This is a genomic window from Enterocloster clostridioformis, assembly GCF_020297485.1.
GTDB lineage: Bacteria > Bacillota > Clostridia > Lachnospirales > Lachnospiraceae > Enterocloster > Enterocloster clostridioformis.
This window is the reverse complement of the sequence record NZ_JAIWZC010000001.1, coordinates 21,760-47,628: the sequence shown is the minus strand read 5'-3', so window position 1 is coordinate 47,628 and position 25,869 is coordinate 21,760. Positions and strand designations below refer to the sequence as shown.

General features: G+C 51.0%; 25 protein-coding genes, 3 pseudogenes and 1 riboswitch. Of the genes and pseudogenes, 13 read left to right on the top strand and 15 right to left on the bottom strand.

Annotated features, from left to right (window positions below; translation table 11 throughout):
• Nucleotides 1-71 precede the first annotated feature (71 nt).
• Nucleotides 72-1,280 (bottom strand): dicarboxylate/amino acid:cation symporter, encoded by a 1,209-nt coding sequence (locus LA360_RS00250; RefSeq protein ID WP_022201666.1) that lies wholly within the window; start codon nucleotides 1,278-1,280, stop codon nucleotides 72-74.
• Nucleotides 1,281-1,500: 220 nt separating this feature from the next.
• Here LA360_RS00250 and LA360_RS00245 point away from each other — a divergent pair, with 220 nt between their 5' ends.
• On the top strand, nucleotides 1,501-1,998 hold the full coding sequence (locus LA360_RS00245) for a CD3324 family protein (protein WP_225537241.1): 498 nt from the start codon (nucleotides 1,501-1,503) through the stop codon (nucleotides 1,996-1,998).
• On the opposite strand, the gene LA360_RS00240 is transcribed toward LA360_RS00245, so the two are convergent.
• The 4 genes and pseudogenes from LA360_RS00240 to LA360_RS31760 all read right to left on the bottom strand — a co-directional run.
• On the bottom strand, nucleotides 1,976-2,458 hold the full coding sequence (locus LA360_RS00240) for an NADH-quinone oxidoreductase subunit NuoE family protein (protein WP_022201668.1): 483 nt from the start codon (nucleotides 2,456-2,458) through the stop codon (nucleotides 1,976-1,978). The genes LA360_RS00245 and LA360_RS00240 overlap by 23 nt on opposite strands.
• Nucleotides 2,459-2,558: 100 nt before the next feature.
• Entirely contained in the window at nucleotides 2,559-4,076 is a 1,518-nt protein-coding gene (locus LA360_RS00235; RefSeq protein ID WP_112481604.1) for a DUF4454 domain-containing protein, read from the bottom strand.
• A gap of 161 nt (nucleotides 4,077-4,237) precedes the next feature.
• Nucleotides 4,238-4,384 (bottom strand): hypothetical protein, encoded by a 147-nt coding sequence (locus LA360_RS00230; RefSeq protein WP_207737719.1) that lies wholly within the window; start codon nucleotides 4,382-4,384, stop codon nucleotides 4,238-4,240.
• 113 nt (nucleotides 4,385-4,497) lie between these two features.
• Nucleotides 4,498-4,623, bottom strand: a pseudogene (locus LA360_RS31760) (ATP-binding protein); the annotation flags it as partial.
• A 524-nt stretch (nucleotides 4,624-5,147) separates the two neighbouring features.
• Nucleotides 5,148-5,244: riboswitch (purine riboswitch) on the top strand.
• A 67-nt stretch (nucleotides 5,245-5,311) separates the two neighbouring features.
• On the opposite strand from LA360_RS31760, the gene xdhA reads away from it, so the two are divergent.
• The 7 genes from xdhA to ltrA (LA360_RS00190) all read left to right on the top strand — a co-directional run bounded on the left by xdhA (nucleotide 5,312) and on the right by ltrA (LA360_RS00190) (nucleotide 15,087).
• Nucleotides 5,312-7,738 (top strand): xanthine dehydrogenase subunit XdhA, encoded by a 2,427-nt coding sequence (xdhA, locus tag LA360_RS00220; protein WP_022201671.1) that lies wholly within the window; start codon nucleotides 5,312-5,314, stop codon nucleotides 7,736-7,738.
• Nucleotides 7,739-7,748: 10 nt separating this feature from the next.
• Nucleotides 7,749-8,639, top strand: a complete 891-nt coding sequence (xdhB, locus tag LA360_RS00215; protein ID WP_022201672.1) for a xanthine dehydrogenase subunit XdhB — start codon at nucleotides 7,749-7,751, stop codon at nucleotides 8,637-8,639.
• Entirely contained in the window at nucleotides 8,632-9,132 is a 501-nt protein-coding gene (xdhC, locus tag LA360_RS00210) for a xanthine dehydrogenase subunit XdhC (RefSeq protein WP_022201673.1), read from the top strand. Before xdhB ends, xdhC begins: the two co-directional genes overlap by 8 nt.
• Before the next feature lie 27 nt (nucleotides 9,133-9,159).
• Nucleotides 9,160-10,500 (top strand): uracil-xanthine permease family protein, encoded by a 1,341-nt coding sequence (locus tag LA360_RS00205; RefSeq protein WP_022201674.1) that lies wholly within the window; start codon nucleotides 9,160-9,162, stop codon nucleotides 10,498-10,500.
• Between the two features lie 345 nt (nucleotides 10,501-10,845).
• On the top strand, nucleotides 10,846-12,054 hold the full coding sequence (locus LA360_RS00200; protein WP_022201675.1) for a glucose-1-phosphate adenylyltransferase: 1,209 nt from the start codon (nucleotides 10,846-10,848) through the stop codon (nucleotides 12,052-12,054).
• Nucleotides 12,048-13,193, top strand: coding sequence for a glucose-1-phosphate adenylyltransferase subunit GlgD (gene glgD / locus LA360_RS00195; RefSeq protein ID WP_022201676.1), 1,146 nt, complete (start codon nucleotides 12,048-12,050; stop codon nucleotides 13,191-13,193). Before LA360_RS00200 ends, glgD begins: the two co-directional genes overlap by 7 nt.
• 502 nt (nucleotides 13,194-13,695) lie before the next feature.
• The gene (gene ltrA / locus LA360_RS00190; RefSeq protein WP_089776622.1) at nucleotides 13,696-15,087 is read left to right on the top strand and encodes a group II intron reverse transcriptase/maturase; all 1,392 of its coding nucleotides are present in this window, start codon (nucleotides 13,696-13,698) and stop codon (nucleotides 15,085-15,087) included.
• A 98-nt stretch (nucleotides 15,088-15,185) separates the two neighbouring features.
• Here the strand turns inward: ltrA (LA360_RS00190) and LA360_RS00185 are convergent, their stop codons facing one another.
• The 6 genes and pseudogenes from LA360_RS00185 to LA360_RS00160 form a co-directional block, all read right to left on the bottom strand.
• Nucleotides 15,186-15,497, bottom strand: coding sequence for an HAD hydrolase-like protein (locus LA360_RS00185; protein ID WP_022201677.1), 312 nt, complete (start codon nucleotides 15,495-15,497; stop codon nucleotides 15,186-15,188).
• Nucleotides 15,436-15,909, bottom strand: a pseudogene (locus LA360_RS00180) (metallophosphoesterase); the annotation flags it as partial. The pseudogene LA360_RS00180 and the gene LA360_RS00185, both read right to left, overlap by 62 nt.
• 37 nt (nucleotides 15,910-15,946) lie before the next feature.
• Nucleotides 15,947-16,216: a helix-turn-helix domain-containing protein gene (locus LA360_RS29895; protein ID WP_225537232.1), complete on the bottom strand. Its 270-nt coding sequence runs from the start codon at nucleotides 16,214-16,216 to the stop codon at nucleotides 15,947-15,949.
• A gap of 203 nt (nucleotides 16,217-16,419) precedes the next feature.
• The gene (ltrA, locus tag LA360_RS00170) at nucleotides 16,420-17,811 is read right to left on the bottom strand and encodes a group II intron reverse transcriptase/maturase (RefSeq protein ID WP_089776622.1); all 1,392 of its coding nucleotides are present in this window, start codon (nucleotides 17,809-17,811) and stop codon (nucleotides 16,420-16,422) included.
• A 711-nt stretch (nucleotides 17,812-18,522) separates the two neighbouring features.
• Nucleotides 18,523-18,816, bottom strand: a pseudogene (locus tag LA360_RS00165) (DUF2500 domain-containing protein); the annotation flags it as partial.
• Between the two features lie 105 nt (nucleotides 18,817-18,921).
• Complete coding sequence (locus LA360_RS00160) at nucleotides 18,922-19,197, bottom strand: hypothetical protein (protein WP_022201681.1); 276 nt, start codon at nucleotides 19,195-19,197, stop codon at nucleotides 18,922-18,924.
• Nucleotides 19,198-19,494: 297 nt separating this feature from the next.
• Between LA360_RS00160 and LA360_RS00155 the strand changes: the two genes are divergently transcribed.
• Both LA360_RS00155 and LA360_RS00150 read left to right on the top strand, forming a co-directional pair.
• Nucleotides 19,495-20,268 carry an acyl-CoA dehydratase activase gene (locus LA360_RS00155; RefSeq protein WP_002587540.1) on the top strand — a complete coding sequence of 258 codons (774 nt, stop codon included), beginning with the start codon at nucleotides 19,495-19,497 and terminating at the stop codon, nucleotides 20,266-20,268.
• A 1-nt stretch (nucleotide 20,269) separates the two neighbouring features.
• Entirely contained in the window at nucleotides 20,270-21,418 is a 1,149-nt protein-coding gene (locus tag LA360_RS00150; protein ID WP_112481603.1) for a double-cubane-cluster-containing anaerobic reductase, read from the top strand.
• 65 nt (nucleotides 21,419-21,483) lie between these two features.
• On the opposite strand, the gene LA360_RS30990 is transcribed toward LA360_RS00150, so the two are convergent.
• A complete protein-coding gene (locus LA360_RS30990) occupies nucleotides 21,484-21,579 on the bottom strand; it encodes a PF20097 family protein (protein ID WP_225537718.1) in 96 nt (31 codons plus the stop codon).
• Nucleotides 21,580-21,794: 215 nt separating this feature from the next.
• Between LA360_RS30990 and LA360_RS00140 the strand changes: the two genes are divergently transcribed.
• From LA360_RS00140 to LA360_RS00130, 3 genes are all read left to right on the top strand, one after another.
• Nucleotides 21,795-22,289, top strand: a complete 495-nt coding sequence (locus tag LA360_RS00140; RefSeq protein ID WP_089776580.1) for a helix-turn-helix domain-containing protein — start codon at nucleotides 21,795-21,797, stop codon at nucleotides 22,287-22,289.
• Entirely contained in the window at nucleotides 22,259-23,044 is a 786-nt protein-coding gene (locus LA360_RS00135; protein ID WP_112481403.1) for a transposase, read from the top strand. The genes LA360_RS00140 and LA360_RS00135 overlap by 31 nt, the downstream gene beginning before the upstream one ends.
• A 164-nt stretch (nucleotides 23,045-23,208) precedes the next feature.
• Nucleotides 23,209-23,991: a nitroreductase family protein gene (locus LA360_RS00130; RefSeq protein WP_022201683.1), complete on the top strand. Its 783-nt coding sequence runs from the start codon at nucleotides 23,209-23,211 to the stop codon at nucleotides 23,989-23,991.
• 15 nt (nucleotides 23,992-24,006) lie between these two features.
• Here the strand turns inward: LA360_RS00130 and LA360_RS00125 are convergent, their stop codons facing one another.
• The 3 genes from LA360_RS00125 to LA360_RS00115 are packed head-to-tail and all read right to left on the bottom strand — an operon-like array spanning nucleotide 24,007 to nucleotide 25,720.
• Complete coding sequence (locus LA360_RS00125) at nucleotides 24,007-24,255, bottom strand: apurinic/apyrimidinic endonuclease family protein (RefSeq protein ID WP_022201684.1); 249 nt, start codon at nucleotides 24,253-24,255, stop codon at nucleotides 24,007-24,009.
• Complete coding sequence (locus tag LA360_RS00120; protein WP_057572827.1) at nucleotides 24,256-25,407, bottom strand: metallophosphoesterase; 1,152 nt, start codon at nucleotides 25,405-25,407, stop codon at nucleotides 24,256-24,258. It abuts the gene before it with no gap.
• Between the two features lie 19 nt (nucleotides 25,408-25,426).
• Entirely contained in the window at nucleotides 25,427-25,720 is a 294-nt protein-coding gene (locus LA360_RS00115) for a LysR substrate-binding domain-containing protein (RefSeq protein ID WP_057572826.1), read from the bottom strand.
• Between the last annotated feature and the right edge of the window lie 149 nt (nucleotides 25,721-25,869).

Genomic DNA, 25,869 nt, shown 5'->3' with positions numbered 1-25,869 from the left:
TCAGGGAAGGGCCGCGCTGTGCGACATCATATCACAGCGCGGCCCTTCTTTTACCTTGATGAAATTCAGGCTTAAGCCTTCTTTAACCTCTTATCCTCCAGATGGGAAACAATCACTGCGCAGGCAGCGTCCCCTGTAATATTCACCGTGGTTCGACCCATGTCAAACAGGCGGTCAATACCGGCCACAAGTGCAATTCCTTCCACAGGAAGCCCTACGCTCTGAAGCACCATAGCCAGCATAATCATACCGGATCCCGGCACACCGGCCGTGCCCACGGAAGCCAGAACAGCTGTCAGTATAATGACAATCTGCTGGGACAGGGTCAGGTTGATTCCATAACAGGAAGCGATAAACACAGCGCACACACCCTGGTAAATGGCGGTTCCATCCATATTGATGGTGGCTCCCAGCGGAAGCACAAAGCTGGCCACCTCCTTTCTGGCCCCCAACTTTTCCGTGCATTCCAGGTTAAGAGGAAGGGCGCCTACAGAGGACGCGCTGGAAAACGCCATTATCATGGCCGGCGCCATGCCCTTGAAAAACTTAAGGGGTCCGATGCCCGCAAGAGACTTTACGGTCAGCGAATACACCAATGAGGCGTGGAGTATGTACCCGATATAAGCCACCAGAAGCACAAAGGCCAGGCTGCCCAGTATCTGGGGTCCGTTGGCAGCCACCACAGGCGTAATCAGACAGAACACACCGATGGGGCTCAGCTTGATGATGAAGGACATAACTGCGATAGACACATCATTGGCGCTCTCCACAAAGTTTCCAAATACCTCTCCCTTCTTTCCCGCCACAATGGTGCCAAAGCCAAAGAGCAAAGCCACCACGATTACCTGAAGCATGGATGCCTCGGCCATGGGCTGTATGATATTGCTTGGGAAAATGCCAATCAGGGTCTGGATAAAACTGGGCGTTTCCGCCGCCGTGTACTCCAGGGAGCTGGTGGACAGCACCGGAAATCCCTTTTTGAACAGATTCGCTATCAAAAGTCCCATGGTAACCGCAAAAAAGGTAGTGCACATATAGTAGATGACTGTCTTACCTCCAATGCTTCCCACCTTCTTAATATCCTTCATGGAAATAACACCGTTCATGATGGAGAACAAGACAATGGGGACTACGATGAATTTCAGCAGGTTCAGAAACAGGGTGCCAAAGGGCTTGATGTAAATTTCCGCAATGTCCGGCCGGCCCATCAACAGCATACCTGCCGCAATACCCAAAGCCAATCCAGTAAAAATCCATAGTGCAAGCGGTTTCTTTTTCATACGCACAATTCCCCTTTTTTAGTATTTTTGCATAAATGCAATTATAATTATAACACAATCTTAACACTATTGCTACCAAATACAAATAAAGGTAAATTTTTAACAATCTTCCTCCTCTGCCCTCATAACGGACAGGCTGCCGCTTATATCCGCCTACAGGCCGGACATAAAGGTCATTCCACGCTCCATAGCCGCCCCGGTGTAGGCCATATGTTCTTTCATGATATCATCCGTCATCCTGCTCCGTGAACTGCTGGAGCAAGTACAGGAATACGTGGACGGCGCGCTGATATATATACCGAAGACTGCCGGGCACAAAAAACGCTGGGGGGAAGGGACCTCCACCCGGCAGGAGCTTCGTTTCCGCAATCAACAGATATACAGTGATTATCTGTCCGGGCTTTTTATATTCCATCTGTATGTCTCAACCTTATTTATCAAACAAGAATTAGGTTGGTATCCGCCTGTCAGGATGTTACAATCTGATTCACCTGCTTCAGCCGAACCGGTTTCCTCCATCGTCCTGTGGATTGATAATCCATACCCGCTTCCCGTAAGGGCACATGCCATATTAAAAAGTAAACTGCACCTGTCCCAGCGCAGTCTGGACCTGCTGACTGACAGCAGCAGGATTCAATGTGCAGATGGCCGGGAATTGAAAAAAAGCAGGACAGGAAACCATATAAAGCTTTACATCATCGGTGTTTTAGTTCCCTGAGTATGGCCTCTGCATCCAGACCGGAGTACATACGTCCGTCCACCATGACATTGGGCGCCTTCCGGCAGTTCTTCAGGCAGTTCCTGGTCCTGAGACACACGGTCCCGTCCTCTGATATGCCGTTTTTACCCACTCCCAGCCTTTTTCTCAGTTCATCCATGACGGTGAGGCTGCCCTTTGCCGCGCAGTTCCTTCCTGTGCAGAGTATAATTTCATGGCTATAGGGTGTTGTCTTTAAACTGGGATACCGCTTACATATGGCCTGTACCATGGAATCCCGTACCCCGGCCGCCTCTGCTGCCTGCTCCAGCACATAAGGGCTGATGCAGCCATGAACGCCCTGCAGTTCCCTCAGCATCTCCACAATGGCCTCCTGCGAAGAACGCTCCGGCAGCCCGCGGTAGTAGTCCAGAATTTCCCTCGTCTGCTCATCCAGGACTTCATTTTCATTTATCTGCATATGCAAAACCTCGCTTCCAGTATAGCTTTGGGCTTACAGGGCGTTTTTTATTCACAAAATCCGGTTTTTACCGCATCCATTTTTCGCTGCCTCTTTTATATCAATCCCCCAGATAGTATATGGCGGTAAAGTGTCCCCTGGAATTGTAGAAGAGCCGGTTCCCCGTCAACTGGCTGCAGATAACCTGGCCTGTTTCCGGGTCCACCGGACCGGGTAAAATCTCCCGCTGATACTGCGATGCCCTCAAAAGCCCGGTATCCGCGCCAGAGACAGCTCCCTTCATGATATAGATATCTCCTCTGTAGACCGTCTTCATCAACGTATCCCAGCTGGTCTGCCACAGGTGGTATTCATCCGTATTGTAATCCGGCCTGATTCCTGTCTCGTATCCCTGGCCTGCCGGTTCTTCCCCCGCATCATGAAGCAGGAAGCCGTAAGGCGTATCTTCCTGGCCGGGATTCAGCGACAGCATCCGGCTCTCGCCTGTAAGCTCGTCCAGAGTCACTTTTGCCTGGCCGCCCTCCATAACCGTCTGAAGCTGCTCTCTGGTAATGGAAGCCGGAACCGATATCTCTCCCGGCACAGCGTAGTATGCCCCCATATCCCTGGCCTGAGTCAGGTCACCTCTCAGTCCGGTTTCATCATACCTGCCCAGATATGGCAGATAGGACGCCGGTGGAAGGTCCTCCAGGCCATACTGGTTCCGCCCGTCCAGCTTGTCTCTGTCCGTATCATTTTCCATTTTCTGTATTAAGGAAATGTTTCCGGATTCCACATCCGACAGAATGGAATCTGAAAAGGAATCCGGTGCTATGATACCCCTGTACCACCTTTTTTCCGAAAAATACTGGCTCAGCACATCGGATTTAAACTGCCGTCCGTTGGCCGCATAAATTTCATTCCGAAGAAGCCACAAATTCTCCGTGGGCCACAGACAGAGATCTGCCCTGGACAGATAGCGCGAAAACACATCCGGAAAGGTCAGACTGTCCTCAAACAGATAATAGTCGCCGGCCAGTCCTCCCTCACCCTTCACTGAAATATGAGGATCAGCTTCATCATCCATGGCAAATTTAATGGTATATGTAAGCGCCGGGACCCGCGGAACCTCTTCCATGGTCTCCGGTGTTATCTTGTATGTCTTTTTGCCCCTCTCAGTCAGGATTTCCGCGCTTCTCATGCTGTCATAATAGCTGGTATGCATCTCATCCGGAAGGGTAAAGACACATTTCAGCCGCTCTGACTCCCAGCCTTCTCCGGTGAGTTCAAAGGACAGGCCGCACCGTATATCCCCCGCCTTAAAGAACCTGCCTGTTATAAGCTGGTTGCGGGCTCCCAGGTTTTGTACTGCCCTGACAGCGGTTCCCGGCTCTTCCAGTCCGGCGCCTCCGGCTGCTTTGGCATTCCCGGGTGTCCCGGCCCTTCCCGATGCCCCGGCCCTTCCGGGTGCCCCGGCATTCCCGGCCGCGGACTCCCGTGGCAGCCCCTGTTCCGCTTCCGGGTCCTCATGTTTTCCGGACTGGCTGACAGCCTGCTGCTGTTGCGCGGTGCCTTCATCCTCCGGATATGCCTGCCTCGTATCCTTCAGCCGGCAGGATGTCAAAACCAGCAGGACCATGGCGGTCCATCCAGCCCTGTATATCTGTTTCCTAATCACTGTAACCCCATCCCTTCCATTAATTCGGACCGGATATATCCATCATTTCATCCCACCTGTTCTGCCTCTTGAAATCCAAGCAGCCGGACAGGCGGGTCCTCTTTATATCCTCCGCAAAGGCGTCAGCCGTCATGGCGATAATGGACTGTTTCCAGCTCAAATTCAATCAGATCGTCAAAGCGGTCCTCCGGCTCCGGTGCTTTCACCGGAAACCGCTGGTATTTCACCATGTGATAAGTATTCTGTGTCAGGTTAACCGCAATCAGCATCTGGTATGCGGCCTTAGCTGCCGTGGCCAGCCGGCTGATCTACACATTCCGCTCCCGCTCCGGCAGAAGTTCATCCTGGACATCCCGATATACCAGAACGAACCAGCACTTGGTGCATCATTCTTGGTCTTTCTGCGCTGGGAGGCCGAAAAGGCGACCTTACCTCCCTCCTTGGTAAACTTGATGGTATTGCTCAGGATATTGATGAGCACCTGCTGGAGCTTCACGGCTTTCCCTATGGACTGGGACGCTATGGTACTCATGACGATGTCCAGTAAAATAAGAAAAACCATCTCTCCATATTCCCTAAGGAGACAGTGCTTCCAGACAATTGCCGGCTTCCAGCACCTTATATTTGGATGACAGAATTTTCCTTAATATCATTCGGTTTTTTCATTGTCTTCCACGACCAACATTTTCTTCTGTAAAATCATCGCTTCATACTCTTGCCCGGCGTTTATCCGCCGGTGAAACCGCTTATCCCGCGGCAAAACCAGGCTTCCTCTTCATTTCCTTCTTACATATATATCGTGGTTTCACCAAAATAGACGTTCTTTTGACAAATTTCCAATGGTTTAAATATAACAAAAACAGGTAGAAAATGCAATAGGACGCCAAAGAAACCACATTATATAAGTATTCACCTTTTTATTATCCCGGCACCGTTTTGTGCAAATTGCACAACATTGTGTCAGTAATTTTCTCAATTATTGCCGTAGACTAAAACTTTTTTAGGTACTATAATTCTTTTTAAGATAACAATTTAACATTTCTTTTGCCAATATGTATATCCTGGGGATTGGCCCAGAGTCTCTACCAACTACCGCAAAGAGTTGGCTACATATCTTAATGTAGCCAGCTCTTTTTTTCTATTTGTGTAAAGATTCGTACTGAAATTGGCAGGAAAAGTAAGGAGGAAATCAAAAAATGAATATTGTAGGGCAGCAAGTAAAACGTGTAGATGCTTACGGGAAGGTGACCGGGGAGGCCAAGTACACCGCGGACCTGGAACCAAGAGACATCCTGCACGGTAAGGTCGTGCACTCTACCATCGCCAACGGCCTGGTCAAAAGCTTTGACTTGACAGAGGCCTATCAGGTACCTGGTGTGGTGAAGATTGTCACATGCTTCGATGTTCCCGACTGCCAGTTTCCTACGGCAGGCCATCCATGGAGCGTGGAAAAAAAGCATCAGGATATCTGTGACAGGAAAATACTGAACCAGAGGGTCCGTCTGTACGGGGATGACATAGCGGCTGTCATCGCGGAAGATGAGGTGGCCGCAGCCAGGGCAGCCCGCCTGATTAAAGTGGAATATGAAGAATATACTCCCATTGTTACAGTGGAGGCAGCCATGGCAGAGGACGCCACTCCCCTGCATCCGGATCTCAGGAAGGACAATGTAATCGTACACTCCCACATGACCATGGGTGACAGTGATTTCACCTATGAGGACGGACTTAAGAAAGCCGGGTCCTGTTACGGACCGGAGGAAATCATTTCCCTGGAAAAGGAATACGATACCCCAAGGATTTCCCACTGCCACATAGAGCTGCCGGTTTCATGGGCCTATGTGGACACCAACGGCAAGATAACCGTGGTATCCTCCACCCAGATTCCCCACATCGTCAGGCGCTGTACGGCACAGGCCCTGGGGGTTCCAATCGGAAGGGTGCGCATCATAAAGCCTTACATCGGAGGCGGCTTCGGCAACAAGCAGGACGTGCTCTATGAACCCTTAAACGCATTCCTGACCATGTCCGTGGGGGGACGGCCTGTCAGGCTGGAAATCAGCCGGGAGGAAACCATCTCCGGCACCCGCACCCGCCACGCCATCAAGGGAAAATGTAAAGGCCTGGTGACAAAGGACGGACGTATTCTTGCCAGGAAGCTGGATGCCTATGCCAACAACGGCGCCTACGCCTCCCACGGCCATGCCATCTGCGCCAACTGCGGCAATGTGTTCAAGGATCTTTACAGAGATGAGCTTGGCACCGAGGTGGACTGCTTCACCGTATACACCTCCTCTCCCACAGCCGGCGCCATGAGGGCCTACGGCATTCCCCAGGCAGCATGGTTTGCGGAATGTCTCACCGATGACCTGGCAGACGCCATTGGCATGGACCCCTGTGAATTCAGGCTGAAGAACTGCATGGAGGACGGTTTCGTGGATCCGGCCAACGGCATCACCTTCCATTCCTACGGTCTGAAGAAATGCATCGAGGAAGGACGCAGGCACATCCGCTGGGACGAGAAGTGGAGCTCCTACCGGAATCAGACCGGCCCGGTCCGAAAGGGTGTGGGCATGGCTATCTTTTGTTATAAGACAGGCGTGCACCCCATCTCCCTGGAAACAGCTTCCGCCCGCATGATACTCAACCAGGACGGCTCCATGCAGCTGTGCATGGGCGCTACGGAAATCGGCCAGGGAGCCGACACCGTATTCACCCAGATGGCTTCCCAGACAACCGGCATCGCCTTTGACAAGGTCTACATCGTATCCACCCAGGACACGGACGTGACTCCCTTTGACACCGGGGCCTATGCATCCCGCCAGACCTATGTGTCCGGCATGGCCTGCAAGAAATGCGGCGAGGAATTCCGCCTTAAGATACTGGAGTATGCCGCCTACATGCTGAGCCATGATGTAAGCGATCTCTCCAAAACCGTGTACGCGGACGAGGTAAAGGCTGCCTCTGCCCTGCTCCGGGAGACTCTTGGACTTAAGGAAGGGGAACTGGTGTCGGCGGATATGCTGGACATAGAAAACAGCAAAATCGTGGTAAGCGGAGGGGAGCCGGTGCTCTTCGACCTGTCCGTGGTAGCTGACACTGCCTTTTATTCCCTGGACCGCTCCGTACATATCACAGCCGAGGTCACTAACCAGTGCAAAGACAACACATTTTCCTCCGGCTGCTGCTTTGTGGAAATCGAGGTGGACATTCCCCTTGGACTGGTGACGGTGAAGGATATCATCAATGTCCATGACTCAGGAGTACTCATCAATCCTATGACCGCGCGGGCCCAGGTCCACGGCGGCATGAGCATGGGACTGGGATACGGGCTTTCGGAGGAGCTGCTGGTGGATGAAAAGACAGGCAGGCCCTTAAATAATAACCTGCTGGATTACAAGATTCCCACTGCCATGGATACGCCGGACTTAAACGTGGCGTTCATTGAGCTGGAGGACCCAACCGGCCCTTACGGAAACAAATCCCTGGGCGAGCCTCCTGCCATCCCGGTGGCCCCAGCCATCCGCAACGCCATCTTAAACGCCACCGGAGTCCACATGGATGTGACTCCCATGACCGCCCAGCGGCTCATAGAAAAATTCAAAGAAAAAGGTCTGATATAAGGAGAAGGTTATGTTTGATATCAAATCATTTTATGAGGCCAAGGATGTGGCTGATGCCATAAATGCCCTGGTGAAAAATCCTGACGCCGAAATCATAAGCGGCGGCACAGACGTTCTGATTCGTGTCAGGGAAGGAAAGGATGCCGGAAGGTCCGTTGTATCCATCCATAATATAGAAGCATTAAAGGGAGTCCGCCTCCTTGATAACGGCGGCCTGTGGATAGGAGCAGGAACTGCATTTTCCCATATCACCAACGACGCCCTGATCCAGAAATACATACCCATGCTGGGGGACGCCGTGGACATGGTGGGCGGACCACAGATACGCAACACCGGAACCATCGGCGGCAATATCTGCAACGGCGCCACCTCGGCCGACTCCGCTTCCACCATGTGGACACTGGAGGCAGATGTTCTGTTGGAGGGCCCGGAGGGCAAACGCACCGTGCCGGTCTGCGAATTCTATACAGGCCCCGGCCGGACCGTCCGCCAGCGGACCGAGGTCTGTACCGGTTTCCTGGTACACAAAAGCAGCATCGAGGGCTGGAGCGGTCATTACATCAAGTACGGCAAGAGAAAGGCCATGGAGATAGCCACCCTGGGCTGTGCGGTGCGCGTAAAGCTGAGCCGGGATAAAGAACGGATTGAGGATGTCAGGCTGGGATACGGCGTGGCCGGTCCCACTCCTCTGCGCTGCCGTGAGGCGGAGAATGGTTTAAAAGGGCGCGCGGTCAATGACAGGGAAGCAATCCTGGCCTTCGGCAAGGCTGCCCTGAAAGAAGTGAACCCCCGTTCCTCATGGAGGGCGTCAAAGGAATTCCGTCTGCAGCTCATCGAAGAACTGTCCAAACGGGCCCTGGCAGAAGCAATAAAAAAAGCAGGAGGTGCTGTCAATGCTTAAGATTGTACACATGAAAGTAAATGGCAGGGAAGTGGAGCTGGCTGTGGATGAGAGGGAATCCCTGTTGGATACCCTGCGCCAGCGTCTGGGGCTTACATCCGTGAAAAAGGGCTGCGAGGTCGGGGAATGCGGCGCCTGCACCGTACTGGTAAACGGAGAAGCCATAGACAGCTGTATCTACATGACCCTGTGGGCCGAGGGGAAAAGCATCATGACAGTGGAAGGTTTAAAGGGGCCCAATGGGGAATTGTCACCGATTCAGAAGGCATTTATCGAGGAGGCAGCCGTACAGTGCGGCTTCTGTACTCCCGGTCTTATCATGAGCGCGGTGGAAATCGTGGGAACCGGAAAAAAATACAACCGTGAAGAGCTTAAGAAGCTGATATCCGGGCATCTGTGCAGATGCACCGGCTATGAGAACATCCTCAACGCCATGGAGCGCATCGTGGAGGAGGTATACCAGGTCAGCCGCAAAACCAGCGGGGCTGATTAACTATCATTATAACAGGGGGAACCAATTATGAACAGAAATACGAATTGCAGCATCAACAACATATACAGACTGGAGGGCAGGGTGCCCATCGCCAAGGCCATCCCCTTCGGCCTCCAGCACATCCTGGCCATGTTCGTCTCCAACCTTGCGCCTATTACCATCATAGCGGGCGCTGCCCAGCCGGCCCTAAGCCAGGCCCAGACAGCCATCCTGCTCCAGAACGCAATGTTTGTGGCAGGAATCGCCACCATGATTCAGCTGTATCCCATCTGGCGGATAGGATCCAAGCTTCCCGTTGTCATGGGCGTCAGCTTTACCTTCGTCACAGTCCTCAGTACCATTGCCGCCAACTTCGGTTATCCAGCCGTGGTGGGAGCCGTGCTCATAGGCGGTATCTTTGAAGGAACCCTGGGACTTCTGGCCAAATACTGGCGCAGAATCATTACCCCAGTGGTGGCTGCCTCTGTGGTTACAGCCATCGGATTTTCCCTTTTTACGGTGGGCGCCAGGTCCTTTGGCGGCGGATACGCAGACGACTTCGGTTCCGCCCAGAACCTGATTCTGGGTACCATCACCCTGCTGACCTGTCTTTTGTGGAACATCTTTGCCAAAGGATACTTAAAACAGCTGTCCGTACTGGCCGGCCTGATAGTGGGGTATGTCATCGCCATTTTCCTCGGAAAAGTGGATTTAAGCCTGATTATGTCCGGCGGAATCATCTCCTTCCCCCATCTGCTGCCCTTTATGCCTGAGTTCCACGCAGGGGCCATCATCTCTGCCTGCATCATCTTCCTGGTATCCGCGGCAGAGACCATAGGCGACACCTCTGCCCTGGTTTCAGGCGGTTTAAACCGCGAAATCACGGGAAAGGAAATATCCGGATCCCTGGCCTGCGACGGCTACGCGTCCGCCCTCTCCACCGTATTCGGATGTCCGCCCGTAACCTCATTCTCCCAGAACGTGGGCCTGGTGGCCATGACAAAGGTGGTCAACCGTTTCACTATCATGACAGGGGCTGCCTGTATGATTCTGGCCGGACTCCTTCCGCCTGTGGGAAACTTTTTTGCTTCCCTGCCCCAGGCAGTGCTTGGCGGATGCACCATTATGATGTTCGGCACCATCCTTACCTCCGGCGTACAGATGATTGCCAAATGCGGATTTTCCCAGAGAAACATAGTCATTGTCTCCCTCTCCCTGGCAGTGGGAATCGGCTTTACAACAGCCAGTGAAATTGGGATCTGGAACATCTTCCCTGAATTGGTCCAGTCCGTATTTTCAGCCAATGTGGTGGCAGTTGTATTTGTCGTCTCCGTATTTTTAAGCCTGGTGCTTCCAAAAGATATGGATATCAAAGCCCTGGAAGGGTAAAGATTGGCTGCGGAAGCTGCTGCGAAATAGATGAGTCATCATTTATGGAGCAGCAGCTCCTTTTTTATTTCTGTTTTTTCTTTCAGCCATAGTTTTTTGGTTATCGTTATTCTTTTATGAGTATAACGATATTATACAACACTTTCTATTATATGTCACCTTCTTTTTTATATTTTGTAGCTTTGTACTGTCTCTGTCCTGCCTAGCGGAATATTCTTGGCATTTTTTTATATTATTCTCACTTTTTCATCATTTTCTTAATTATTTTGCATAAATCACTGTTTTTTCATTCCAATATATGGTACAATATGTATAAATATCCAACACCAATCAGGGGGAAATATTATGGCTAAAGAAATGATTGCAATGCTTCTTGCCGGCGGCCAGGGCTCCCGTCTCTACGCACTGACCCAAAAACTGGCAAAACCCGCGGTTCCTTTTGGCGGTAAATACCGCATCATCGATTTTCCGCTTTCAAACTGCGTGAATTCCGGAATCGATACAGTGGGCATCCTGACCCAGTACCAGCCTCTAGTCCTGAACGAGTATATCGGCAACGGACAGCCCTGGGATCTGGACCGCCTCTACGGCGGTGTCCATGTACTCCCGCCCTACCAGAAGGCATCCGGTTCAGACTGGTACAAAGGCACGGCCAATGCCATCTATCAGAATATCTCCTTTATTGAACGGTACGACCCGCAGTATGTAATCATCCTTTCAGGAGACCAGATTTGCAAACAGGACTACAGCGACTTTCTTAAATTCCACAAGGAAAAGGGAGCCGAATTCAGCGTGGCTGTCATGGAAGTACCGTGGGAGGACGCGTCCCGCTTCGGACTCATGGTGGCTGACGGAGATGACCGCATCACCGAATTCCAGGAAAAGCCAAAGAATCCAAAGTCCAACCTGGCTTCCATGGGCATCTACATATTCAACTGGGACATCCTCAGACAGTATCTCATAGAGGATGAGGCTGACCCGGACTCTGAAAATGACTTTGGCAACAACATCATTCCCAACCTGCTGCGTGACGGACGAAGGATGTATGCTTATCACTTCAACGGATACTGGAAGGACGTAGGGACCATTTCCTCCCTCTGGGAGGCCAACATGGAGGTCCTGGACCCGGAGCACAGCGGCATCAATCTCTTTGATGAAAACTGGAAGATTTACAGCCGAAACAGCGGCATGACCGGACACAGGATAAGCGGCGATGCCCTGGTGGAGAATTCCATGATTACCGACGGATGCCGTATCAACGGACAGGTCAGGCACTCCATCCTTTTCTCAGGCGTAAAGGTGGAGGCCGGGGCACAGGTGGAGGACGCCGTGGTTATGGGCGGCACCACCATCAAGGCAGGCGCCATGGTAAAACATTGTATTGTGGCCGAAAACGTGGTAATTGGAGAAAACGCAGTGGTTGGAGCCATGCCCTCTGACGGCGAAAAAGGTGTGGCCACCATCGGGCCCGGCATTGAAATCGGACCCGATGCCAAGATTGGTCCCAGTGCCATGGTAAAGAATAATGTAAAAGGCGGTGAAGAACAATGGTAAATTCCAATGCAAATGCCCTTGGCATCCTTTTTCCCAACAGCTATGATTCCCTGGTTCCCGACCTGGTCAGCGAGCGCCTGATGGCCTCCATTCCTTTTGCCAGCCGTTACCGTCTGGTGGATTTCATCCTTTCCAGCATGGCGAACTGCGGAATTGATAATATTTCCCTGATTGTCCGCAGGAATTATCACTCCCTGATGGACCATCTGGGCTCAGGCCGTGAATGGGACCTGACCCGTAAGAACGGCGGCCTTAACCTGGTCCCGCCCTTTGCAGAAAAAACAGTGAGCATCTACAATGGACGCGTGGAAGCGCTGGCCAGCATCCTGGATTTCCTGAAGGAGCAGAAAGAAAAGTATGTGGTCATGGCCGATACAAACCTGGCTGTCAACTTTGATTTCAACGCATTGATTCAGGCCCATATGGACAGTCAGGCCGATGTTACCGTTGCCTACAGGGAGGAACCCCTTCCCGGCGATCTCACCGGACACCGGGACATCGGAAAAAGTCTCTACTATACCCTGGCCATTGACAATGGCCGTGTTACCAAGATGTACATGAACTCCAAAGAACCAGGAGTGCAGAATTTCTCCATGAACATCTACATCATTGACCGGGAGCTCCTGATTGACCAGATAAACACTGCCTATGTGCGCGGACAGGTATTCTTTGAGCGCGATATCCTGGCGCCCCAGATAGGAAGGCTGAACGTGCAGGCATTCCGCTACGACGGATATGTGGCGCGAATCAGCAGCATGAAGAGCTATTTTGACGAGAATATGAAGATGCTGGACGATGCCAATGTTAACGCGCTCTTCTCCGCCGGCAATCCCATCTATACCAAGATTCGCGACGACAATCCCGCCCGGTATATCAACGGTTCAAAGGCCGCCAACATCATGGCTGCCGATGGATGCATCATTGAGGGCGAGGTGGAAAACAGCATCCTGTTCCGCGGTGTGAAGATAGGAATGGGCGCCAGGGTAAAGAACTGTGTGCTCATGCAGGATACGGTGATAGAAGCTGGGGCCAGCGTAGAATATGCCGTGACTGATAAGAATGTGACCATCACAAAAGGCAAGGATATAAAAGGTACTGATACGTTCCCGGTGTACGTGGCAAAGTATCAGATTGTATAGGAAGCAGCTGAATCCGCTCAAAAAGGAGGATGTCCGCTCTGATGGACATCCTCTCTTTATCTGTTGTGCGCCTGGCGGCGCACGTTTCTAACGGGTGAAAGTCCTGAATCCACCTGGTAGCGGGAAGGATATAGCCGAAGGCAAGGGTGTTGCAGGTGACTGCAAATCTGAAGGAAGCCGGATGTGGGGAACGAACCCATGGGCAAACCTCTGGTCTGACGGACAGAAACCGTATAGAAGGCTGTACATGAGGGTAAGTCTGCAACACAAGATGAAGCCCGATAGCTACACGGAATCGTGTACAGTAAATGCGGCAGATAGATGGAGGGAAAGAAACGTGTGGTACCCAGGGAGGTCTGTACGGAATGCTCTGAAAGGAGTAACCATTGCCGAGAGGTAATGCTGAGCGTACAGAAGTCAGCAGAGGTCATAGTAGCTGTTTTCAGTGAAGGACCGAATCAATAGGAGTCTTTAGTACGACAGGGAAAGGAGGAATGGGCAGATGGGTACAGAAAACAGAGAAAGCTGCTCGCAAAGAGATAGCGCGGAACGCAAAGGGTATGTGAGAGCGCACCGCTCATTCAACCGGATATGGAAGGAAAGAGACAGTGCAGAGCCAGACATCTTAAGTAAGATACTGAACAAGGAAAATCTGAACAGGGCTTACAAAAGAGTGAAGGCAAACAAGGGAGCGCCGGGAGTGGATGGAATGACCATTGAAGCGGCGTTACCATGGCTGAGGGAGAATAACTATGAACTGGTAGAGAGAATCAGGAAGGGGAAGTATACCCCATCTCCAGTCAGGCGTGTGGAGATTCCGAAGCCGGAGGGAGGGATACGAAAGCTTGGTATCCCCACCGTAATAGACCGTATCATCCAGCAGGCAATGCTTCAACAGCTCATGCCAATCTACGAACCATTGTTCTCGAAAGACAGCTTCGGCTATCGTCCGGGACGAGGAGCAAAAGACGCCATTCTCAGGATAAAGGAGTATATCGAACAGGGATACACGAGGGCAGTAGTTCTCGACTTATCGAAATACTTTGATACGCTGAACCATACGATACTGCTGAACCTGTTGAGGAAACAAGTAAAAGACGAAAGAGTGGTGCAGATGGTGAAGCGGTACCTGAAAAGTGGAGTGATGGAAAACGGTGTTGTGACAGAAACGAAGGAAGGCTCCCCGCAGGGAGGAAATCTATCCCCACTCTTAGCAAACGCGTATCTGAATGAGTTCGACTGGGAGTTCCACAGACGGGGCGTACCGTGTATCCGCTATGCAGACGACATCGTACTGCTGGCAAAGAGCGAACGGGCGGCAGAACGACTGCTGGAATCCAGCACGAAATATCTGGAGGCAAGGCTGAAACTGAGAGTGAATCGGGAAAAGAGCCGAACGGTCAGTGTGTTCGCAATCCAAAATTTTAAGTTCCTTGGTTTTTGTTTTGGGAAGAACGGAACAGGGACCTATATCCGTGTCCATGGAACGTCATGGAAGAAAGCCAAGGAGAAACTGCGCAGGCTTACTTCCCGGAGCAGGTGCGGGAGTATCATCCGAACCAAGGAAAAGATAAAAGTCTACATGAGAGGATGGCTGAACTACTATGGGATAGCGGACATGAAGAAAAACATCGAAAGCCTGAATGGATGGTTGTACCGCCGGATACGGATGTGTATCTGGAAACAGTGGAAACTGCCCAAAACCAGAATGAGGAAACTCATAGGACTGGGAGTAGACAGCCATTATGCGGCAACAATAGCCTACGACCGCAAGGGATACTGGTTCAATGCCGGAAACAAGGCGGTCAACTGGGCATTAAGTAAAGAAAGACTGATAAACTGGGGCTTTTATGACTTAGCCGCAGCCTATCAGTCTCTGCACACCAACTATTGAAAGCGCCGTATACGAGAACCGTACGTACGGTGCTGTGAGAGGACGGCGGTTAATCACCGCCTCCTACTCGATTATACGCAGACAACTCCCTGTTTCTCTTATTTCTCCTGCTTCAAAGCTTTCAGCAGCTCCTCCAAATCCCAGGCAATACATACATGATCAAAGGGTTCAAAATCCCGGGACGACTTTGTTCCTGTCAACACACCGGCAAAATCCGCACCGGCTCCTGCCGCTGTCTTTGCGTCCACCACGCTGTCCCCTGTGTACAGGACTTCTTTCTGGTCCGTCCCCGGCTGCTTTATGGCAATACAGAACCGCCGCGCCTCCTCCTGGTCCCTGCTTTGTACTTCACGCTGCTCCTCTCTCCGGCCGGAACCTGAGATAATCCGATGAAACCAGCTTATACCCAATTCCGTCCACCTCCCCCAGTAAGAACATAATGAATTGGCTGTAGCCGTCCGCAGCAGCCAGCTCAAAGGAGATACGGAGCCGGTCCAGCTCCCTCCTCACCAGCTCCTCAAAATGTTCCGGGGAATCCTTTCCCTCATAGCAGTACCCCTTTGTCCCCACCAGGGCGTACTCCCTGTAGGCATAAAAATTATTCTGGAGAAAGGACAGACGCCCCCGGAACATCTCATTCAGACGATAGGTTTTCTTGGCATCCCAGAACATGTCGTGATTTCCTCTCAGCAGGATTTTGCGTCCCGGCAGGGACTGGATGAAATCCAAATCAGCCAGGGCTTCCTCCAGATTCAGCCCCCATGAATGGTCTCCTGTGATGACCACCGTATCCTACCCGTGAATCCTTCCCCTCCAGTTTTTCATAAAACATCCGTATCCGGCCGGAGGATGAGCCGGTTTAAATCAGCTCCTCCAGTTTTTCCTTATCCCAATCCTGCATCTCCCGTCCCGTAATCCTGAAATAGCCCTCCTTCTCCATCAGCTTCAGCTCTTGGTTCAGGGAGGACCTGCTGACATGGAGCATATTGTCCAGCATCAGCTGGGAGCCGGGCATGCGGATGGTCTCCGCGGGAGCGATGTCGTGCATTCCCACAATCCAGTAAGCAATCCGCTCACGGATGGTCTGGTAATTGAGGCAGTAATCTTTGTACCCTGGGGATGAATGCACTGGGAAGTCTCGTAGGTCTTTCTTATAAAATAGGTCCTGAACTCACTGTTTCTCCTGCAAAGGTCTGCAAAGGGGACCCTGCAGGACGCTCCGGGAATTGAAAAATGCTTATACATATGACGCCTCCAAAAATCGAGTAGGAGGCGGTGATTAACCGCCGTCCTCTCACAGCACCGTACGTACGGTTCTCGTATACGGCGCTTTCAATAGTTGGTGTGCAGAGACTGATAGGCTGCGGCTAAGTCATAAAAGCCCCAGTTTATCAGTCTTTCTTTACTTAATGCCCAGTTGACCGCCTTGTTTCCGGCATTGAACCAGTATCCCTTGCGGTCGTAGGCTATTGTTGCCGCATAATGGCTGTCTACTCCCAGTCCTATGAGTTTCCTCATTCTGGTTTTGGGCAGTTTCCACTGTTTCCAGATACACATCCGTATCCGGCGGTACAACCATCCATTCAGGCTTTCGATGTTTTTCTTCATGTCCGCTATCCCATAGTAGTTCAGCCATCCTCTCATGTAGACTTTTATCTTTTCCTTGGTTCGGATGATACTCCCGCACCTGCTCCGGGAAGTAAGCCTGCGCAGTTTCTCCTTGGCTTTCTTCCATGACGTTCCATGGACACGGATATAGGTCCCTGTTCCGTTCTTCCCAAAACAAAAACCAAGGAACTTAAAATTTTGGATTGCGAACACACTGACCGTTCGGCTCTTTTCCCGATTCACTCTCAGTTTCAGCCTTGCCTCCAGATATTTCGTGCTGGATTCCAGCAGTCGTTCTGCCGCCCGTTCGCTCTTTGCCAGCAGTACGATGTCGTCTGCATAGCGGATACACGGTACGCCCCGTCTGTGGAACTCCCAGTCGAACTCATTCAGATACGCGTTTGCTAAGAGTGGGGATAGATTTCCTCCCTGCGGGGAGCCTTCCTTCGTTTCTGTCACAACACCGTTTTCCATCACTCCACTTTTCAGGTACCGCTTCACCATCTGCACCACTCTTTCGTCTTTTACTTGTTTCCTCAACAGGTTCAGCAGTATCGTATGGTTCAGCGTATCAAAGTATTTCGATAAGTCGAGAACTACTGCCCTCGTGTATCCCTGTTCGATATACTCCTTTATCCTGAGAATGGCGTCTTTTGCTCCTCGTCCCGGACGATAGCCGAAGCTGTCTTTCGAGAACAATGGTTCGTAGATTGGCATGAGCTGTTGAAGCATTGCCTGCTGGATGATACGGTCTATTACGGTGGGGATACCAAGCTTTCGTATCCCTCCCTCCGGCTTCGGAATCTCCACACGCCTGACTGGAGATGGGGTATACTTCCCCTTCCTGATTCTCTCTACCAGTTCATAGTTATTCTCCCTCAGCCATGGTAACGCCGCTTCAATGGTCATTCCATCCACTCCCGGCGCTCCCTTGTTTGCCTTCACTCTTTTGTAAGCCCTGTTCAGATTTTCCTTGTTCAGTATCTTACTTAAGATGTCTGGCTCTGCACTGTCTCTTTCCTTCCATATCCGGTTGAATGAGCGGTGCGCTCTCACATACCCTTTGCGTTCCGCGCTATCTCTTTGCGAGCAGCTTTCTCTGTTTTCTGTACCCATCTGCCCATTCCTCCTTTCCCTGTCGTACTAAAGACTCCTATTGATTCGGTCCTTCACTGAAAACAGCTACTATGACCTCTGCTGACTTCTGTACGCTCAGCATTACCTCTCGGCAATGGTTACTCCTTTCAGAGCATTCCGTACAGACCTCCCTGGGTACCACACGTTTCTTTCCCTCCATCTATCTGCCGCATTTACTGTACACGATTCCGTGTAGCTATCGGGCTTCATCTTGTGTTGCAGACTTACCCTCATGTACAGCCTTCTATACGGTTTCTGTCCGTCAGACCAGAGGTTTGCCCATGGGTTCGTTCCCCACATCCGGCTTCCTTCAGATTTGCAGTCACCTGCAACACCCTTGCCTTCGGCTATATCCTTCCCGCTACCAGGTGGATTCAGGACTTTCACCCGTTAGAAACGTGCGCCGCCAGGCGCACAACATGAAAGAGGGGCTGCGAAAAACAGCTCCTCTTTTCTCCAATTGTCTGAAGTGACAGGGCGGAAGAACTCAATATCTACCTCGAATATTTTTTCGCTGTTTACGACATCCGTCTCATCATCCGTGGCCACACAGAGTGCTATATCATCATAATAAGGCTAAGTCCCGGCAGCATCAACCACTTTTTTGCCCCGAAGGCACCGGCTCCCGGCACACGGAAGGTCACATTACGATTTCATGGTCCGGCGTTACCTCTATCAGCCTTCCGTCCGCTCCCTCCGGTCACCGCTCTCCACCTGGAACGTCGCGTAATAGCTGGTGGACGTGGTGGAATGGTAGCCATGGGTTCCTGTGGCATCTCCTGCATTGGGATGGCTGTGATGGCTGACATTGGTCCTTTTGGAGACCACGGAAGCTGTTACCGACAGCCTGGGGGACTGATTGTTCTTGTTCCACTGGCTCAATCCCTTTACTGCTGTAACCACAAATACTCCAATGATAATCACAAATACCAGGGTAAACATGATTTCAAAACCGCCTCCCCAGAAAAAGGAATCCATGTACATAAATACCCGCCTCTCTTTTCCGTTGTATATCCCAATATTATCACAGATGCAGCCTTATTTATGGATATTCATACCGGCTTCCCACAGACAGCAGCCGCCCTTTTTTCAGCCTTGGCACGTTACAGGGCCTGGTCCGCATGCTACTGTCAATGGCCGTATCCAGATAGGTCCGGGGCATGTAATAATCGCAGCCCAGTTAATCTGTTCCATTATACGCTTCAGGCGTACCTTAATACAATCTCTTACAAAGGGCGTCTCCCAAAACTCATCCGCCGCCTCAAATTCTTCCGATGGAAATGTACCGATGCGCTGACGGCTGCCACAGAATATAAGCGCGGCATCCTTACTGAAAACAGCTATCTTCATCCTGCATCGGTACATATGATTTCCTCCCCGCAAAACATCAGCTTTTCCCAAATATATATTATTTAATTGTAGCATAAGCAAAATCTTTAATCAACAATATTTACCAAATAGAGCGGCAATTAAAAGGCTGGCGCAAGGCAGGGAAAGGCAATCCAAATTTCCCGGTTCAAATCCTCCTATCCAGGCAGCCCCAAATTCCCCTATATGTTTTTTCAATTTCAAATCAAATCTCATTCAGAATATCAATTGGACTATTTTTTCTCAGTTATTTATACTCAAATAGGTATAAAAGCGAAAAATAAGGGAGTTTCTATGTTTAGTTTAGGGATTGATTCAGGCTCAACCATGACCAAGGGAGTCCTGTTTGACGGAATGAATGTGGTGGGATGCCACATGCTTCCCACTTCCATACGTCCGGGCGAGATTCTAAGGGACATTTACGACCGGCTTTACACGGAGGACACCGGGTTCGTGGTGAGTACCGGATATGGCCGGGAGCTTTTAAAGGAGGCAGACGCAAAAATCACGGAAATCACCTGCCACGGCGCAGGCGCCTCTTATCTGGCCCCCGGCTGTGATACAGTCATTGACATCGGGGGACAGGACTGTAAGGTCATCACTCTTGACAGCCACGGACAGGTAAATGACTTTTTAATGAACGACAAGTGTGCGGCCGGCACCGGACGGTTCATGGAAATGATTATGGCCCGGGTAGGAAGCGACATCTCACATCTGGACGAGTTCGTCCATGGATGCCGGCCCGTACCCATTAACAGCATGTGCGCCGTCTTCGCGGAAAGCGAGATTGTAGGGCTGATGGCCCAGGAGACACCTCCGGGCGACATCGTACTTGGATGTGTCCACTCCATCTGCCACAGGACCGCCATCTTTGCGCAGCGTCTGACAGGCGGACATCCTGATATTTTCTTCTCAGGAGGCCTGGCACAGTCAGAAGTCATGCGGTCCGTACTGGGAGAATATATGAAAACTTCCCATATAACCACTCACCCCCTCTCTCAGTATACCGGCGCCATAGGGGCTGCCGTTCTGGGATATGGAAAACTAAAGAAAAGGAGCCGAAGCTGACATGGAACTGAAAAAAGAACTGCCTGAAATTTTTGAAGAATTTGCGGACGCAAGGAAGAATTCATTTCTTGCAATAAAAGAATTAAAGGAGGAAGGCATACCTGTAGTCGGTGTCTTCTGCACCTATCTTCCCAGGGAAATCCCCAATGCCATGGGCGCCTCTGTTGTGGGACTCTGCTCTGTTACTGACGAAACCATACCTGACGCTGAAAAGGATTTGCCCAGAAACCTCTGTCCCCTCATAAAATCCAGCTACGGCTTTGCCAAGACGGATAAATGCCCCTTCTTTTATTTCTCCGACCTGATTGTAGGCGAGACAACCTGCGACGGCAAAAAGAAAATGTATGAGATTCTGGCTGAGTTTAAGCCCGTTCATGTCATTGAGCTGCCAAACTGCCAGACAGAGGCCGGAATAGGTCTTTACCGCCAGGAACTGATACGTTTTAAGGAGGTGCTGGAAAAGAAATTCGGCACTGTCATCACAGAAGATGCCATCCGCCGCCAGATACATAACAGAAACCAGATTCTCGCGGCCCTTAACCGTCTCCAGTATGTGATGGCCCTGGATCCGGCCCCTGCCCTGGGTCTGGATATCGTCAACATTGTTTACGGCACAGGATTTAAGATGAAAATTGATACATTGGCGGAGGAAGTCAATGCCATCACGGATAAGATTGAGGCTGAGTATGCCCAGGGAAAAAATATTGGAAAAAGGGCCAGAATCCTTGTGACCGGTTCTCCATCCGGCGGTGCCGCCCTCAAGGTGGTGCGCGCCATTGAGGATAACGGCGGCGTGGTGGTCTGTTTTGAAAACTGCTCCGGCATGAAACCCCTGGACCCCATTGATGAGGATAACCCGGACGTATATGACGCCCTGGCCAGGAAGTACCTGAACATCGGCTGTTCCTGCATGTCCCCTAACCCCAGGCGTATGGAACTGTTAGACAGGCTTATTGACGATTTCCATGTGGACGGCGTGGTGGATTTGGTTCTGCAGGCATGCCACACCTACAATGTGGAGACTTCCCTGGTCCGCAAGCTGGTAAAGGAGAAAAAAGGACTTCCCTATACCGTTGTGGAGACAGACTATTCCCAGGCCGACGTGGGACAGCTGAACACCAGGATGGCGGCTTTCATTGAGATGCTGTAATAGCTGTAATGTAAGAAAAATTAAATTTAAAAGGACAGCCTCAGGAAAAGTGAGACTGTCCTTTTTCACATATCATGTTTCTTCCGTCTCAATGCAGTGCAGCGGGCATCTGATGTGAGGAATCCTGATTCCATCTCATTACCACAATAGGGACATTTCATTTCTTCCACTGCCTCCTTGTCTTTCTTTCCATTGAGCATAACACAGATAGAAGAAAAATACAACAAACATCCGCATGGGCCGAAGGATGTGCCGGAGGGAGCAGGGACCGCAGGAATGCCTAGTACAGCATTGCCAAAATAATAATGAATAGACGTTGCTTTTTTATTGTAGTCGGTGCATAATAATTCTATCACTAAAGAATGGATGTGTTATTATGCGAAGGAAAACAATTGATACTATCCCGGTTTTATCTGATGCCATGAAAAACATATTATCTGCTTTTTCAAAAAGCCGCTCCCTTCCGTCAGGACTGGTCAAAAGAGCCAGCATTGTCCTGCTTGCGTCACAGGGGGAACTCAACCAGAATATTGCACCACAGGTCGGGCTTCATTATAATAATGTTGCCACCTGGCGCAGTCGGTTCCTCGCGGCGCTCCCAGCCTTGCGGAGGATTGAAATGGACGACCCGAAAAAGCTTGAAGATGAGATACGGGCAGTCCTGTCCGATAAAAAACGCCCCGGTGCCCCGTCTGTTTTTACGCCGGACCAGATCATGCGGATCATCGACCTTGCCTGCAGCAGCCCAAATGATTTTGGGTACGAAGTAAGCCAGTGGAGTCTCCCGCTGTTAGTGGCAGAAATTAAAAAGCAGGGGATCGCTGAACAGATTTCTGAGAAATCTGTCAGCCGTTTTTTAAAAATGAGGTAGATTTACATCCCCACAAAATCCGTTACTGGCTTCATTCTTCGGAAAAGACGGAAGCCCCGGAATCTTTTGCGCGGAAAGTAAACGAAATCTGCGGCCTGTACCAGAGTGCCCAGGAACAAAGCCGGGAAGGTGCACACATTGTTTCCACGGATGAAATGACCGGGGTACAAGCGCTGGAACATAAATATCCTGACAAGCTCCCATTACCCGGCCAGTGCGCCAAAATGGAGTTTGAGTATATCCGCCATGGCACGACCAGCCTCATCGGGTTCTTTGATGTTGCAACGGGCCGTATGGAAATGCCGTATTTAAACTCCACACGCACAGAAGAGGATTTTGTGGAAGCCGTGAAAGCATTGGTAGGGACAGACCCGCAAGCCCCATGGACATTTATATGCGATGGCCTAAACACCCATAAATCGGAAGCCCTTGTCCGCTTTGTGGCAGAAGCCTGTGCCCTTGGCGTGGAACTGGGCAAAAAAGGGAAAACAGGGATCCTTAAAAGTATGGAAAGCCGAGCGGATTTCCTGCATGACCCTTCCCACCGGATCCGCTTTGTCTATACTCCGAAACACAGTTCCTGGATGAACCAGATTGAGATATGGTTTGGCATCATTAACCGGAAGCTGCTGAAGCGGAAAAGCTACCTATCAATAGAAGAACTGGAAGCAAGCATCCTGCGCTTTATTGAACAATACAATCTTACAGCACACCCATTTAAGTGGACATATGCCGGGATACCATTAGTAATTTAATCACTGATATTTAAGCAATGCTGTACTAGTATTGCAGGGTTTCCCAGGGGTGCAGGGTATCCCAGGTATTAACCGGCTGGTTTCAGGAACCGGTGTTGCAGTGTGATTTTCCCTGGGTTATAATATTTAGTATGCAGAACAAAGAATCAAAGGAGGATATACATATGGTAGAAATTAACAGAGGCGCCTGCACCGGCTGCGGGCAGTGTACCAGGGACTGTATCGCAAAAAACCTGTCTCTGAGAGAAGGAAAAGCAGAGGTTTCCGGGACCTGTATTCTCTGCGGCCACTGCGTTGCTGTCTGTCCTGTAAACGCCGTATCCATCCCGGAATATGATATGGCCGATGTGGAGGAGCTGAGTCAGGAACAGGCCAGGCTGGATTCAGACCGTCTTCTTAAGGCAATCAAATTCCGCCGCAGCGTACGCAATTTTAAGCAGAAGCCTGTCCGCACCGGTGACCTGAATATGCTGGTGCAGGCCGGACGGTATACTGCTACAGCCAAAAACATGCAGGACTGCCGCTTCATCTTTGTCCAGGAGGAGCTGGAAACCTTAAAAGCCCTTATCTGGGACGGAATCGGCCGTATTCTGGACAGTCCTGTCCCGGGGCCGGCCCAGCCATACAGAGGCTTCTATAAGGCTCATATGGCTGATGCAAAACAGGATTATCTTTTCCGCAACGCGCCTGCCGTGCTGTTTATCGCGTCTGAGTCCAATATAGACGCTGGACTGGCTGCCCAGAACATGGAACTGATGGGAGTGTCACTGGGGCTTGGATTCCTCTATAATGGCTATCTGCGCAGGGCTGCCGAAATGAACCACGAGGTGATGGAATGGCTGGGCGTGGGAAAAAAAAGGATAGAGGCCTGTGCCCTTCTGGGTTATCCGGATATCACATATAAAAGGACGGCGCCCAGAAGGACGGCGGATGTGATTCTCCTGTAGCCTCATGGTCTTCCTCTACAGCCGCTTCATAAACTCAATATCCTTCCTGGCGGCTGCCGGATTCATTTCCTCCCGGAGCAGATACATATCCGGTTTATTTTCATGGAGCCATCGGCTGATTTCCTTATACCCCAGGATGCCTTCTCCCAGCTGTTCCGGCTGATATGCACGGTCCTTTCCCAGACTGTAGTCTTTAATATGCATCACGTCGATATACGCTCCGATGCCCTCAAGCCACTGGTTCCAGTAAGTATCCTGGTCCACTTACGGTCCGGCTGGAAGCATGACCAGAATTTCCGCCACCTCATTATCCGTGGCAACCCGCTGGGGCGGTCCCCAGGTTCCTGCGCCTGAGGTAACGATGACCTGGGGCGAATCATCCGATGCCCGGTAATATCCGTAATCCACATCAAATACAGCGTTGGTAATCAGATTAAAAGGAAACATTTGTCCCTGGTGGGTATGTCCGCAGAGAATCAAATCCGTCTCTTCCCCATAGTCCCGGATATTTCCCGGCTGATGGTCCATTACAATGACAGGCAGCTCCCCTGCCTTTGCAGGCAGCGTGAGCTTTTCCCGCTTATCCCCCTGCCCGCCAATGGGAAAGGAATCCTTCCTGCCCGCCAGCACAAAACGGCCGTCTATGACAACCGCCTCATCCCGCAGCACATGAACGCCTGCTTCTGAGAGAAATTCCAGCATGCGGCCATAGCTTGGGCCTGCATCATGGTTTCCAAGGCAGGCGTAAACAGCGTAAACCGTATCCATTTTCAGAAACAATGCCTTAAGAGCTTCAGGGTCAGCCGGGACAGCGGCATCGCCGTCAAATATATCTCCGGCAATACAGACAATATCCGGCTTTGTGGAATTTACCGCGTCAATGACCTTTTCAAGATGGTGTTCTCCTATGACATACCCCAGATGCAGGTCGCTGATTAGGGCAATCCGGAGCGGAGCCTTTTCTGCATCCTTGCCGCCCATCTGAACTTCGTAGGGTTTTATCTGTATTACCGCCCCATGGACAGTACCATATACGGACAGGGCAGCTGAAAGAAACAGCGGTATGGTTCCCGCTGCAATGCCTGCCCGGAAGGACAGGGGTGACGGAAGAATACGCAGCAGTCCTGCCAGGAACACCAGAAATCCTGCCAGATTAACGAACATCACCATGTAGACAATGAATCCAAGGAGATAGTGGTCAGCATAGAAAACAGGCGCAGGTATATGGTTGTTTGGAATACGGCTGACAACAAACGCTCCCAAAATCCCGGTAACTGCCAGACCATAGACAATTCCATACGCCAGGGAACCCATGCCCGGAAAAAGCGGTCCAAGCCACTGGTACAATTTCCGCCCCGCATTGGCAAACAATCCAATTGTGACCGCAAGCGCGGTAAACAGACTTATCAGTTTCATTCTTTACTCCATTTCAGGCCTAATCCCCTGTCCTTTCATGATAGTTCACTTCTTCACACAAATCCATGAACAGCCGCATCAATGGGCTGACCCACTTGTTCCTATGGTATGCGCACACCGCCGAGAGGACCGGACGCCCCAAATCTGTCCTGACTATCTCCAGTTCTCCCTGTTCCAGTTCTTCCCTCACCGTAAATTCAGGCAGAAAGGAAATCCCTACCTCACTTTTTACCAGATTTTTTATGGCAGGGATGCTCCACAGCTCAATGGTATGGTCCAGACGGATGGGACTTTTTAACCTGGGGCGAGGCAACTAAAACAACAGGATATTCTCCCATGGACCTGGTACAGAGTCCTGTGCCAAAGCCTCCTACCGTTTCATAAAACACCCCCAAATCCAGCGTTCCCTTCGACTGACCACCATCCTGAAAATGTGGCTGCGGAACGGATGCCGGGAAACAC